Annotated in this window: 13 protein-coding genes; 6 read left to right on the top strand and 7 right to left on the bottom strand. The window is 43.3% G+C overall.

Annotated features, from left to right (window positions below; translation table 11 throughout):
- Positions 1-125 precede the first annotated feature (125 nt).
- The 3 genes from purF to DACSA_RS21080 are packed head-to-tail and all read left to right on the top strand — an operon-like array spanning position 126 to position 2,064.
- Complete coding sequence (gene purF / locus DACSA_RS17030; protein ID WP_015230931.1) at positions 126-1,586, top strand: amidophosphoribosyltransferase; 1,461 nt, start codon at positions 126-128, stop codon at positions 1,584-1,586.
- A 45-nt stretch (positions 1,587-1,631) separates the two neighbouring features.
- Positions 1,632-1,955, top strand: coding sequence for a hypothetical protein (locus DACSA_RS18430; protein ID WP_156800838.1), 324 nt, complete (start codon positions 1,632-1,634; stop codon positions 1,953-1,955).
- The gene (locus DACSA_RS21080) at positions 1,936-2,064 is read left to right on the top strand and encodes a DUF58 domain-containing protein (protein WP_198007599.1); all 129 of its coding nucleotides are present in this window, start codon (positions 1,936-1,938) and stop codon (positions 2,062-2,064) included. Before DACSA_RS18430 ends, DACSA_RS21080 begins: the two co-directional genes overlap by 20 nt.
- 1,341 nt (positions 2,065-3,405) lie before the next feature.
- Here the strand turns inward: DACSA_RS21080 and rpsN are convergent.
- The 4 genes from rpsN to rseP form a co-directional block, all read right to left on the bottom strand.
- Complete coding sequence (gene rpsN, locus DACSA_RS17020) at positions 3,406-3,708, bottom strand: 30S ribosomal protein S14 (RefSeq protein ID WP_015230930.1); 303 nt, start codon at positions 3,706-3,708, stop codon at positions 3,406-3,408.
- A gap of 134 nt (positions 3,709-3,842) precedes the next feature.
- Positions 3,843-4,016, bottom strand: a complete 174-nt coding sequence (locus DACSA_RS21075) for a hypothetical protein (RefSeq protein WP_156800836.1) — start codon at positions 4,014-4,016, stop codon at positions 3,843-3,845.
- A gap of 7 nt (positions 4,017-4,023) precedes the next feature.
- Entirely contained in the window at positions 4,024-4,659 is a 636-nt protein-coding gene (gene nth, locus DACSA_RS17015) for an endonuclease III (RefSeq protein ID WP_015230929.1), read from the bottom strand.
- A complete protein-coding gene (rseP, locus tag DACSA_RS17010; RefSeq protein WP_015230928.1) occupies positions 4,656-5,750 on the bottom strand; it encodes an RIP metalloprotease RseP in 1,095 nt (364 codons plus the stop codon). Before rseP ends, nth begins: the two co-directional genes overlap by 4 nt.
- 145 nt (positions 5,751-5,895) lie before the next feature.
- Between rseP and DACSA_RS17005 the strand changes: the two genes are divergently transcribed.
- Positions 5,896-6,537: a hypothetical protein gene (locus tag DACSA_RS17005; protein WP_015230927.1), complete on the top strand. Its 642-nt coding sequence runs from the start codon at positions 5,896-5,898 to the stop codon at positions 6,535-6,537.
- Here the strand turns inward: DACSA_RS17005 and DACSA_RS17000 are convergent.
- Positions 6,534-6,977 carry a regulatory protein RecX gene (locus DACSA_RS17000; RefSeq protein WP_015230926.1) on the bottom strand — a complete coding sequence of 148 codons (444 nt, stop codon included), beginning with the start codon at positions 6,975-6,977 and terminating at the stop codon, positions 6,534-6,536. The two genes, DACSA_RS17005 and DACSA_RS17000, sit on opposite strands and share 4 nt — an antisense overlap.
- A 190-nt stretch (positions 6,978-7,167) precedes the next feature.
- On the opposite strand from DACSA_RS17000, the gene ftsH3 reads away from it, so the two are divergent.
- On the top strand, positions 7,168-9,021 hold the full coding sequence (ftsH3, locus tag DACSA_RS16995; RefSeq protein ID WP_015230925.1) for an ATP-dependent zinc metalloprotease FtsH3: 1,854 nt from the start codon (positions 7,168-7,170) through the stop codon (positions 9,019-9,021).
- A 481-nt stretch (positions 9,022-9,502) separates the two neighbouring features.
- Positions 9,503-9,745: a hypothetical protein gene (locus DACSA_RS21070; protein WP_051017350.1), complete on the top strand. Its 243-nt coding sequence runs from the start codon at positions 9,503-9,505 to the stop codon at positions 9,743-9,745.
- A gap of 128 nt (positions 9,746-9,873) precedes the next feature.
- Here DACSA_RS21070 and DACSA_RS22335 read toward each other — a convergent pair whose 3' ends face one another.
- Complete coding sequence (locus DACSA_RS22335; protein ID WP_041235562.1) at positions 9,874-10,341, bottom strand: hypothetical protein; 468 nt, start codon at positions 10,339-10,341, stop codon at positions 9,874-9,876.
- A gap of 18 nt (positions 10,342-10,359) precedes the next feature.
- Positions 10,360-13,716, bottom strand: a complete 3,357-nt coding sequence (locus tag DACSA_RS16980; protein ID WP_015230923.1) for a helicase-related protein — start codon at positions 13,714-13,716, stop codon at positions 10,360-10,362.
- Positions 13,717-13,719 lie beyond the last annotated feature (3 nt).

Here is a 13,719-nt window from a genome sequence, read left to right as displayed (position 1 = left end):
ATCACTGATCACTGGTCACTGTAAAAGGTTGGGTTTCGCTTCTCTCCACCCAACCTACTCTTGACCTTGTCTTTTCTGTTAAGGGATTGTTAAGATCAATGGGGTAAACTATCCCCTGTTGCCCTATGTCATATCCCACTGCTCTCCCAGTCAACGAACCCCCAGATAAACCAGAAGAGGCTTGCGCCGTCTTTGGGGTTTATTCCCCAGGCGAGGATGTTGCCAAGTTAACTTACTTTGGACTGTATGCCCTTCAACATCGCGGTCAAGAATCGGCAGGAATCGCCACATTTAATCCTGACGGGGTTCGTCTCCATAAAGATATGGGGCTAGTTGCTCGTGTTTTTGATGAGGAAAGCCTGTTACAGCTTCCAGGTAACTATGCAGTGGGTCACACTCGCTACTCGACAACTGGGTCGAGTCTCATTGCCAATGCTCAACCCGTAGTTGTTCCTAGTCGTATCGGCTCGATCGCGCTTGCACATAATGGGAATCTTGTCAATGCCCCAGACTTAAAAAGAACCCTAGAAAAAGACGATTACGAGTTAATTTCTACCACCGATTCAGAAATGATTGCCGTTGCGATCGCCCAAGAACTAGAATCAGGGAAAGATTGGCTCGACGCGGCAAAAAGTGCCTTTAATCGGTGTCAGGGGGCTTACAGCCTTGTTATCGGGACACCAGAAGGGTTAATGGGCGTTCGTGATCCGCACGGGATTCGTCCCTTAGTTATTGGGACATTTGGTAGTGACTCTCAACATTATGTTCTCGCTTCCGAAACTGCTGGTTTAGACATTATCGGGGCGGATTATTTGCGAGATGTCGAACCTGGCGAGATGGTATGGATTACAGAAAAAGGGTTAGCTTCATTTCACTGGTCAACCAAGCCAGAACCAAAATTATGTGTGTTTGAGATGATTTATTTTTCCCGTCCTGATAGCATGGTCAATCAAGAATCCCTTTACAGCTATCGGCTACGGTTAGGACAACAACTAGCACAAGAATCCTATGTAGAAGCTGATTCTGTGATTCCCGTCCCTGATTCTGGTGTTCCCGCCGCGATCGGGTTTTCTCATCAGTCTGGAATTACCTTTGAAGAAGGCTTAATTAAAAACCGTTATGTGGGACGAACGTTTATCCAACCCACCCAAAGTATGCGCGAAGCAGGGATTCGCATGAAGTTAAATCCGCTAAAAGATGTGATTAGTGGGAAACGGATTATTATGGTGGATGACTCGATCGTTCGAGGAACAACCAGCCGTAAAATTGTCCAGGCGTTACGAGATGCGGGTGCTACAGAAGTTCACATGAGAATTTCCTCCCCTCCTGTCACTCATCCTTGTTTCTATGGTATTGATACCGATAGCCAAGATCAACTGATCGCAGCAACTAAATCAGTGGATGAAATTGCCGCCCAAATTGGCGTTGATTCTTTAGCTTATTTAAGTTGGGAAGGAATGCTCAAAGCAACTCGCGAAAATCCCGATCATTTTTGTTCCGCTTGCTTTACGGGAGATTACCCGATCGAAATTCCTGATCAAGTGAAACAAAGCAAATTACTATTAGAACAAAATGTTTCCAGTTAAGGGTTGGCGGCGGCGCTTCCCCCAAGAGTATTAAAATCGCTTCAGGTGCGACGATCGACCATTTATCCCATCAGCGCGGGTGATACGCTAACCTTAGAAATTATTGTTGAAAATCCCACCTCGCAACCGAAAACCCTGTTACAGGTAATTGATCATCTACCCGATGGTTTCGGAAAACCAGCAAAACGCTCGATCGAGCTTATTCCCCCTCAAGACAGTTATAGCTGGATTTATAGCACTGACTCCACCCAACGCGGAATTTATCACTGGTCAAAAGTGGATTTACGCACAGCTACGCCTTTAGGACTATTCTGGAGTTCTCGCCATCGTGTCGCCAAAGCGAAAGCCATTGATTCATTGGCGGAGTAGTGCGCGGTATGGAGAATTACGAGTGAGAGAATTAGAATTGTCGATCGGGGGGCAATATGTGGTAATCTGTCTCAACAGCGCGATCGCGCTGGAATGCAGAAAGGTTTGAAGATGCAGTCATCGTCGCCGCATCGCTTTATTTTTACGCGCTTCGTAGTCAACTCAACGTTAAACTCTTGACAGCGCAAGCGGGGTTAATTCAATCTTAACAGGAAGTTTTAGAAACCCTAGCTGCGGTACAGTTTCAAGAAACCCAACGGGAAACACCACCCTCTCTTCCTTTAATCTGGTTAACCAGTGATGGGAATGAAATTAATGATCTACCTCGTGGGAGTCGTTGGTTATTCTTCCCCACAGAGGAATCAGCACCGACCTTAAACAGCCGTTTTTCTGGGCTAACGATTCACTCTGGGGAATCCTTACAGCAACAGTTACAGAAAATTCCTGAAAAATCATAATGAGAGCGGAAAAACTTAATTCATGGAAGCCCCCACTATTGGGGGTTTGGGGGCAAAAAAATTACAAATTCTAAATGAGATTGGAAAAACTTAATTCATGGAAGCCCCCACTATTGGCAGGGCTGTTTCATTCTATTTTTTTGCTTGTTCCAGATGTTAGGAATAACCGGGGTTTTACGGCTTTTTTCTTATGAATAAGTCAAAAAGTAAGAAAAAGCGTTCGATCGAACGTACAATAAGGGGTTCAGGCGATCGCATTCAATTTTGACCCCGAGAATGAAACAGCCCTGCCACTATTGGGGGTTTGGGGGCAAAAAAATTACAAATTCTAAATGAGATTGGAAAAACTTAATTCATGGAAGCCCCCACTATTGGGGGTTTGGGGGCAAAAAAATTACAAATTCTAAATGAGATTGCAAAAACTTGATTCATGGAAGCCCCCACTATTGGGGGTTTGGGGGCAAAAAAATTACAAATTCTAAATGAGAGCGGAAAAACTTGATTCATGGAAGCCCCCACTATTGGGGGTTTGGGGGCAAAAAAATTACAAATTCTAAATGAGATTGGAAAAACTTAATTCATGGAAGCCCCCACTATTGGGGGTTTGGGGGCAAACAAATTACAAATTCTAAATGAGATTGGAAAAACTTGACTCATGGAAGCCCCCACTATTGGGGGTTTGGGGGCAAAAAAATTACAAATTCTAAATGAGATTGGAAAAACTTGATTCATGGAAGCCCCCACCATTGGGGGTTTGGGGGCAAACAAATTACAAATTCTAAATGAGATTGGAAAAACTTGATTCATGGAAGCCCCCACTATTGGGGGTTTGGGGGCAAAAAAATTACAAATTCTAAATGAGATTGGAAAAACTTAATTCATGGAAGCCCCCACTATTGGGGGTTTGGGGGCAAAAAAATTACAAATCATCTGGAATTGCTACATAGGTAGAGATATTTCAAAAAACATCCCTACCTAATAATCTAATTAAATTACCAACTGGACTTTACAACACCAGGTAAATATCCATTGTGCGCCCATTCCCGAAACACATTACGAGAAAGTCCAAAATCACGATAATAACCACGAGGGCGACCCGTTACTTGACAACGGTTGCGGAGACGAGTGCGAGAACTGGCGCGAGGAAGCCGTTGTAATTCACGCTGTAACTGGAATCGTTCTCTGGGAGAAGTCGAAGTTCTAATTTGCTCTTTTAATTCGGCTCGTTTGTCTGCGTATTTCTCGACTAATCTTTGGCGCTTTTTCTCGCGCTCAATCATTGCTTTTTTTGCCATTAGGGAATTAATTTACTAAAAACACTGCTTAACTATCCTACCGAATTTACTTTTTTCTTGGGGAAACAGTTATATCAGGTTCAGGTAATTGATCAGTGACCAGTGATCAGTGACCAGTGACCAGTGACCAGTAATCAGTGACCAGTGACCAGTGACCAGTAATCAGTGACCAGTAAACAGTGACCAGTGATCAACAACCAATAACAAATAACAAACAACAAATAACAAACAACAAATAACAAATAACGAATAACGAATAACGAATATTGGTGTTGGGTTTCGTAAACTCCACCCAACCTACTTTTCATCTACTTTTTATCTAGGAAATGGACAGAGATCAGCTAAAGTACAAACTTCACACAAAGGTTGTTTGGCTTTACACACAGCGCGACCGTGATAAATTAGTCGAATTGACCAATTTTCCCAGTCTGGCTGGGGTAACAGCGCCATTAAATCCTTCTCGATGCGTTTGGGATCATTATGTTCGGTTAATCCAAGACGATGAGAGAGGCGTTTAACGTGAGTATCTACCGTTACGCCAGCATTCACCCCATAAGCATGAGCGAGTACCACATTTGCAGTTTTCCTCGCTACACCAGGTAATTTTAAGAGGTCTTCCATTGTATCTGGAACTTTCCCCTGAAAGTCAGAGACAATCATCTCACACGCTCCTTGAATGTTTTTCGCTTTATTGCGATAGAATCCTGTGGAACGAATGAGAGTTTCGATTTCTTCTCTGTTGGCTTTTGCCATGGTTTCTGCATCGGGAAAACGAGCAAACAAGTCTGGGGTAACTTTGTTGACTCGTTCATCCGTACATTGGGCAGAAAGAATCGTTGCCACTAATAGTTGTACAGGGGTCTCATAATTGAGGGTACAAGTGGCATTGGGATATAACGCTTTGAGTCGATCGAGCAGTGCTAAGGCTCGTTTTTGAGGAGAAGAGATCATTGTTGGAACAAGTCTTGAACCACTGCTAAGTTTGCTGTATCTCGAATCACTAAGAAAATTGCTAAACCCAGCAAAACCACAACTCCCGTTTGCATAATCCCATCTTGGATTTTTGTCGGTAAGGGTTTACCCCGAATCCCCTCTAAAAGGAGAAACACCAATTGACCGCCGTCTAAAACGGGTAAAGGAAGGATGTTGATAATCCCCAAATTGATGCTAATTAAAGCCGCAAATTGATATAAACTACTAGCATCCGAACTGGCGATGTTAGCACCGACTGCGACAATAGCGACGGGACCGGCAACTTGTTCGGCAGATTCTTGAAAGTTACTCACCAGTTGTCCTAAGCCTTGAAAGGTGAGGGTAAAAATCCGTTGGTATTCTTGAGCGCCTTGACTAAACGGTTCAATGAGATTATCGGGACGTTTCCGTACTACTTCCCCATTGGGAGAAAGTAAGACCCCAATTTTTCCTTTTCCGTCGTCTCCAGGTTGGGGAATAACAGAAAGATTGAGGGTTTGTTCTTCCCGTTTGACGTTGAGAGTTAAGGGTTCATTGACAGAATTTTGGATTTTGGTTTGTAAGGTTTGGATTGCGGGTTGACCTTCTCCTAATGGCTCAGAGTTGACTGCTAAAATGAGGTCGCCCGCTTCTAATCCTGCTTTTTGTGCGGGGGAGCTTTCTTCGCTGATCACTTCAGGAACTTTAATTCCAGGTTCAAACTGCGGTTGCGGGATTCCGACTACTGCGGATTGCGTGACCAGAAGGAAATAGGCAAAGATAAAGTTTGCAATAACCCCAGCACTGATGACAATGGCGCGATCGCCGAGGGGACGATTTTTAAGTAAGTCTGGATCATCCTGGGGAATCTCGCTATCGGGATCATCATCAGGAAAACCGACGAATCCTCCTAACGGAAAAGCACGCACTCCATATTCTACTTCTGACCCTTGATATTTCCACAAAATTGGACCGAAACCAATGGAAAACCGATTAACATGAATCCCCTGAACACGGGCTGCGGTGAAATGTCCAAGCTCATGGACGATAATTAAAACCGCTAAAACTGCGATCGCCGCCAATACTGACATAATTTTATAACCAATTACACTAAACTATACACTTGTCCATCTATTTTAACCAGAGGAATTTTGATGATGGAAGAAGCAAACCTTTGAAATCAAGAGATAACAAGGATTATGGTAGGATCAAACTACGTTAAGGGGGAACGGGAAAATGGCGGCGGAAACCACAAGTAATACCGCTCTGATTGAAAAGTTAATTGAGCAATTAGTCTTCAATGCGCGACAATTGGGGAAGCTGGAAGAGCAGTTCGATCGACTCGATCAGCGCACGGGTCGTGTAGAATCAAATACGGAAGAAATCAAAACTGATGTTAGTACCTTAAAAACTGATGTCGAGACTCTCAAAACTGATGTTAGTACCTTAAAAACTGATGTCGAGACTCTCAAAACTGATGTTAGTACCTTAAAAACTGATGTCGAGACTCTCAAAACTGATGTTAGTACCTTAAAAACTGATGTCGAGACTCTCAAAACTGATGTTAGTACCTTAAAAACTGATGTCGAGACTCTCAAAACCGATGTTAGTACCTTAAAAACTGATGTCGAGACTCTCAAAACCGATGTTAGTACCTTAAAAACTGATGTCGAGACTCTCAAAACTGATGTTAGTACCTTAAAAACTGACATGAGTACCCTAAAAGCGGATGTTGATACTCTCAAAACTGATGTCAGTGAAATGAAATCTGATCTGAGTGAAATTAAACTGGTTTTGGGTTGGTTACGATGGATTGGTGGCGCAATTGTTACGATCGCCCTTGCTTTGGTTGCAAACGCGATCTCAGCCTATTTTTAATTTTCCCATTGTTTTAAGACTTGAAAGGGATTAAACCCTCGATACTGGAGAAAATTACCGACTCTGCGCTTGGTTTTTGGATCAAGATCACTAAATTGAGTAAGATTGTATTTTCGCATCACTTTCGCTTTCAATGCTGATAAATCCTCGGTTTCTGTCTGATCTGACAGTTTTTCCCAAGTCTCTTCAAATAACTCGTTATCAATCCCCTTCTCTCGGCATTTTTGCCTAATTTTCGGTTTTCCGTACTTCCCCAGATAGCCTAAAATCATTCCTTCTACGACTCGTAAATCAGATTGAGCATTAATTTCCTGTAAATATTCGAGGGTTTCATTGATTTCGGTTGCTTTCCAGCCTTTTTCTAAGCCCTTCTTTTTTAATTCTTCGGCGCTGTATTCTCGACGCGCCAGTAATCGGAAGAAATAGGTTTGGCAATTCATAAGTACATCAATGGGCGATTACGCCCATGCTACGGATAATTTGTCAACCCCTGTCAATAGCTTCTCAGAAACGTTAACATAAATTAATATGCAAGGAAAAAATAAGGAAGTGTTCCTATTCCCCATCCATAATAAGGAAATAAGGAAATATAGTCTCACTCCATACAGTCTGAAGACATAGAGGTTAAGCGTGAATAACAATAATAACAATAAAAAATGGCGCAACGCAGGGCTATACGCACTGTTAGCAATTGTAGTGATTGCTCTAGCGACTGCGTTTTTAGACCAAGAACCAGAAACACAAGTCACCTGGCGTTATAGCGAATTTGTCAATCGCGTTGAAAATGGCAACGTGGAAAGTGTCAGACTCAACAGCGATCGATCCAAAGTGATCGCAACGGCGCAAGACGGACAACAAGTTCAGGTATCTTTACCGAATGATCCGCAACTGATCGACATCCTCACGGAAAACAATGTCGATATTTCAGTTCAACCTGAGAATGATGATGGCTTCTTATTCCGCGCTCTCAGTAGCCTTTTCTTCCCCATTCTCTTGTTAGTTGGATTGTTCTTCCTGCTCCGTCGCGCTCAAGGGGGTCCAGGTTCTCAAGCGATGAACTTTGGTAAGTCTAAAGCAAAAGTGCAAATGGAACCTCAAACCAATGTCACGTTTAATGATGTGGCTGGAATTGAACAGGCGAAATTAGAATTGACGGAATTAGTAGATTTCCTCAAAAATGCCGATCGATTCACGGATTTAGGGGCAAAAATCCCGAAAGGTGCATTGTTAGTGGGCCCGCCTGGAACGGGTAAAACCCTTTTAGCTCGTGCGGTTGCTGGAGAAGCGGGTGTTCCTTTCTTCTCGATCTCTGGTTCAGAGTTTGTAGAAATGTTTGTCGGGGTTGGTGCTTCCCGTGTTCGTGATTTATTTGAACAGGCGAAGTCTAATGCTCCTTGTATTATCTTTATTGATGAAATTGATGCCGTTGGTCGTCAACGCGGCGCTGGTTTAGGCGGCGGTAATGATGAACGGGAACAAACCCTTAACCAGTTACTCACAGAAATGGATGGGTTTGAAAGTAACACGGGAATCATTATTATTGCGGCGACAAACCGTCCTGATGTGTTAGACCAAGCTCTGATGCGTCCAGGTCGCTTTGATCGGCAAATTGTGGTCGATCGCCCTGATTATGCAGGACGTTTGGAAATTATGCAAGTCCACGCTCGTGGTAAAACCCTAGCGAAAGATGTGGATTTAGAGAAGATTGCTCGTCGGACCCCTGGCTTTACTGGCGCAGACTTGGAAAACTTACTCAATGAAGCTGCAATTTTAGCCGCCCGTCGCAGTTTGACAGAAATTTCTATGGATGAGGTGAATGATGCGATCGATCGCGTTCTCGCCGGTCCAGAGAAGAAAGACCGCGTGATGAGCGAAAAACGGAAGGCGTTAGTTGCCTACCATGAGGCGGGTCACGCCTTAGTTGGGGCGTTAATGCCAGATTATGACCCAGTGCAGAAAATTAGCATTATTCCTCGTGGTGCTGCTGGTGGGTTAACTTGGTTTACTCCCAGTGAAGAGCGTTTAGATTCGGGACTCTATTCTCGTTCTTATCTGCAAAATCAAATGGCGGTGGCGTTAGGCGGTCGCATTGCAGAAGAGATTATCTTCGGTGATAATGAAGTAACCACTGGCGCATCCAATGACTTACAGCAAGTGGCGCGAGTCGCTCGTCAAATGGTAACGAGTTTGGGAATGAGCGATCGCCTCGGTCCGGTGGCGTTAGGTCGTCAAAATGGTAATGTGTTCATGGGTCGGGATATTGCTTCCGATCGCGATTTCTCTGATGAAACCGCATCGGCGATTGATGAGGAAGTTCGGAATTTAGTCGAACAAGCCTATCGTCGCTGTAAAGATGTTTTAGTGTCCAACCGTCACATTCTGGATCAGTTGGCACAAGCGTTAATTGATCGGGAAACTGTTGACGCAGAAGAGTTACAGAAGATGCTCAATGAAAATGAGGTGAAAATGGCAACGATCGCCTAGTGTTGTCTCATTTCTTAAAGTCTGTTCCATAGCGATCCCCCCTAGCTAGGGGGGATCATTTTCTTAAGGGAGGTTGGCGCGATCAGATGATGTTTTATTCAACCTAAAACTCTGTTTGCATACCATATCTTCTCAATTTCAACCATTACTTTTCCTTATGGTTACTGTTAAATTATCTTTTAAATTCTTATGCTCGATCGAGGCTTGTCAATACGGGTAGGGGGGATATGGAGAGCGATTTTCCTCGCTTTTCGGGGCGTTTTCTAAAATTGGCAAAACTTCCCATTATGTAATAACACTCTATCACGAAACTCGATCGAGCGCAACCCCTGAAAAAAAATTTTGCTTTTCCGAGTTGATATGATGCTTTATTCAACTTAAACTCGACTTGCATACCATATTTTTAGAGTACCGTAGATAAACCGTAGGTTGGGTGTAGCGAAGCGAAACCCAACACCAATTATAAGGAATTACCTAGGGGTTGCTGAAAAAGTCCATTGGTTGGTTAAGTAAGGCAAGAGGCAAGAGGCAAAAGGCAAGAGGCAAAAGGCAAGAGGCAAAAGGCAAGAGGCAAGAGGCAAGAGGCAAGAGGCAAGAGGCAAAAGGCAAGAGGCAAGAGGCAAAAGGCAAGAGGCAAGAGGCAAGAGGCAAGAGGCAAAAGGCAAGAGGCAAGAGGCAAGAGGCAAAAGGCAAGAGGCAAGAGGCAAGAGGCAAGTTGCCTTAGGGTTGATTGATCGGTAGGAGTTCAAGGTTTTGATGCAAGGTGTGTGACGATTGAACAATCAATGAACTTGCATTTTTATCTGAACTGAATCGCCTCAAATCCTTATTTGGTAAGACTTTCAGTTTTCTTCAGCAAGCTATACCTAAACTTGGTATTATTCCCCCCCCTTGATAGTGTTGGGTTACGTTACCTCCACCCAACCGACTGGGATGGTGTTGGGTTACGTTACCTCCACCCAACCAGCTGGGATGGTGTTGGGTTACGTTACCTCCACCCAACCAGCTGGGATGGTGTTGGGTTACGTCACCTCCACCCAACCGACTGGGATGGTGTTGGGTTACGTTACCTCCACCCAACCGACTGGGATAGTGTTGGGTTACGTTACCTCCACCCAACCTACATTTTTGTCCTGACATCTCCCCCATCTCCCCCATCTCCCCCATCTCCCCCATCTCCCCCATCTCCCCCATCTCCCCCATCTCCCCCATCTCCCCCATCTCCCCCATCTCCCCCATCTCCCCCATCTCCCCCATCTCCCCCATCTCCCCCATCTCCCCCATCTCCCCCATCTCCCCCATCTCCCTTGTCTCCCCCATCTCCTAACCTACTTTTGATTAAACGAAGGCTTCACTACAAATAATTGTAGCGATCGAAGTTTCGGGTTTTCTTAACTTTTTAGGAGTCATCTCTTCTCCCAGATTGTGTTGATGATAAAGTTGTTTTAATCTGTTTAATAAGGCAATATCAGTTAAACCTTCTCGTTTGATTTGATTTAATTCTCGTCGTAAAACATTTGTTATCGGTTGGCGAAAAGTCTGTTCTAAAATATCAAGGCTGCGTTGGAGATCAGGGTCAGAAATAGTTTTATAATAAGCTCTGAGTTCTTTACTAATGTAGCGTTGTCCTTGTGTAAGTTGATGACGATGATCTTTTTCTGCGTTACGATGTTGAAGTTCTTGTTCAAATTGTTGTTTAATCCCCATAACGATCGCGTTATAGTTTTTCGGAAGCGATAAACTTTTTTCCTGTGGGTGCGTATAAATTTTCCCTAAAATCTGGGGAACGTCTCTAGAAATAATTTCTCCTTGTTCATCAAGTAAAAAAAGTTGCTGATATCCTTTTAATTCTGGACGGTTGGGATTGGTTGCTTCACAGAAAATGTATGTTCCTTTGTTTAAAGAAAACTTGCTCGATCGAAGTCCATGAGGTAAATTAGCAATCCGCGTAAATTCTTCGGGATTCTCTTTTTTCAATCGCCGTAAAATCTCTTCTGCTTCATTAAGATCAAGACTGTCTTCTGTGGCTTCAAATAAACTCAACTGTTCACTTTCTTGTTCATAAATCGCATACATTGCTTCTTCGTTGAGTTGTTCAGCGCGATCGAGAATTGCGGCATCTTCGCCAATGGTATCGTGAATTTCTTGGATGCGATGTTTCAGTTTTTCTCGTAGTTTTAGATTCTTTTCTAATCCTGTTTCGGGGAGGAAGTTATACCCATAAATCACATCATTTTCGCTTCCGATGCGATCGATGCGTCCAAACCGTTGAATCAGTTTAACAGGATTCCAGTGTAAATCATAATTAATAATAATATTCCCATCTTGTAAGTTTAAGCCTTCTGCTAAAACATCGGTAGCGATTAAGGTTTTAATTTCTCCTTCTTTCTGATTCCATTTTTGTTCAGGATTGGCTTTTGGCGCAAATCTTCCCACAATTCGCGCTTTATTTTTATCATTACTGTAGATTACTTCGATCGCGCTGTTATTGTCTAGATTCAGATTATCATAGAGATATTGAGCGGTATCTGCGTATTGCGTAAAAATCAGACATTTCCCCTCTCGAAAAGGAGATTGATTGAGTTTTGAAATCAGTGTTTGTAGTTTGGTGTCTTTATCTGGAGTAATGGGTTTAACTAACTCTAAAATCTGGTGAAGTAACGTAAGATCATGTTGAATATGTTCATGTAATCGATCGCGATCGAAATCTTCTATTCTGTATTTATCAGACACCTGTTTTAACCCTTGGAGAATGTCTGTTTCTTCTCCAATATTGGCTTCTCCATGTAAAATAGATTGTGCGTCTTCTCCTGCGGGAACAAAGCCATCATTTAAAGCGCGATCGAAATATTCATAGGTTTTTAACAACCGTTCGATCGTTTTCTGAAACGCATAAACACTGGACTCAAATCGCTTAAACAATAAAACTCGCATCAATCCCCGTAAGTTAGCCCCCGCACTTTGTAAACTGAGATAAGGGTCTTGTTTCTGTTTCGATTTCACCACATAATTCCCCAAACCATACCGCGCGTAACAAAGTTCGTCTTTGACAGGAGTTTTCTTCTGACGCTTGCGAGATTTCCCTAAATAACCTCGAATTTGCTGATATAATCCCTGATAAGTGTTCTCGATGCTGTACTCGATCGTCTCTAGTTCTCGTTTCGGGAAAAAGCGATGTTTTCCTCCCACTTGGATATAAGCGCGTCGTTTTCCTTGTAGGTAGGGCTGAAAGTTTTGTGAATCAACTCGGGTGTGAGTTGCTGCGTCATACCCATACCAGCGTAAAATATGGTTGCGAGTGCGACGAATGAGGATATGAGACAGAAGGTTAGGCAGTTTTCGATCGCCCTTTTCCAGTAATTGAAAATACTGTTGAAGATGAGGCGGATCAACAGGAATGTCGGTTTGATCATCTTGATGAAAGAGTTTAATCTGGTTGTAAATATCCCAAGCGGTTTTATTGCGAGGAGTTGCGGTTAAAAAACAGCATTGTTTCCCAGACGCGAGAAACGTTTCCATAACACGATAACGTTGTGTTCCCAAATTGCGGAGATGATGACTTTCATCAATGAGAACAAAATCTCGATCTTTAAACCGAAAATCCTCTAATAACCATCTTGCGCCATCGTCTTCACTTTCGGTAAGTTTTCCCATTGATAAAACACGGGCGTTGAGATGATAAACTTCGTTATAGCGTTCCCACATTTCCATCAGTGGACGCGGACAAATAATGAGGGGACGAGTGCGTTGAATTTGTTCAAAGCGTTTAACGATCGCCGTCCCAATGAAACTTTTTCCTAATCCTACTACATCGGAAACAAAACACCCGCCGTATTCATTGATAATTTTAACCGCTTGATTGACGGCGACTTTTTGAAAGTCTGCGAGTTGTTTGCTAATCTCATCCTCAGAGAGAAGGGTGACAGAACTTTCTTCCTCCAGTCTGTCTCGGACTAACATATACAACGTTTTCATATAAATATCATAGGGAGACGTTGGCGCGATCGCCCATGATTGCTGCATTTCCGCCATTAAGTTAGCGTTGAAGTCTTCCGCTTCCTCCCACAGTTCGTTAAACCAATCGGTGAGGGCGCTATGATTGTTATTCCCGTGAACTATAACGTTCAGTTCAGTATTGTTAGAGATTCCAGAGAGACTGAGATTAGATGATCCTGCGATCGCGATTCCGTTTTCATTGCGTTCGAGGGGGTTTCCGTTTTGGTCATAAACTTTGCCATAATCAAAGATATAGGCTTTGGCGTGGAGTCGTCCTTTAGTATAGATGCGAACGTCGAGTCGTCCCTCTTCGATCATTTGAATCAGGTTTTTAACGAGAGTTTCCCTGTCATCCGTCTGATCCATCAACTCCACCGTAGAACGCAGATTTTCGGCGGTTTCTGTAGCGATGTGTTGGCGAAAACTGCGTTTAATGTAGTTTTGTTCCTCTAGGGTATCTTGAACTAATTCTAAGCGTTTATAGCCTTCTGCGAGTTGATCTAAGGTTTCTTGGTTGGTGGTATTGCCAATGAGGAGACGAAGTTGTTTAATATTAGTGAGACGTGGCGCGATCGCGGTAAATCCTGAGAGGAAGAAATATCCCACCGCAAAATGAGCGGACTCAGATGTGGAGAGAATGCGATTAATTTGGTCAACGAGTTTTTCTTGGCGGTTATCAACGATATCGTTATTCATCATTCA

It is taken from the genome of Dactylococcopsis salina PCC 8305 (genome assembly GCF_000317615.1).
Classification (GTDB): domain Bacteria; phylum Cyanobacteriota; class Cyanobacteriia; order Cyanobacteriales; family Rubidibacteraceae; genus Halothece; species Halothece salina.
This window is presented reverse-complemented; position numbering and strand designations above follow the sequence as displayed.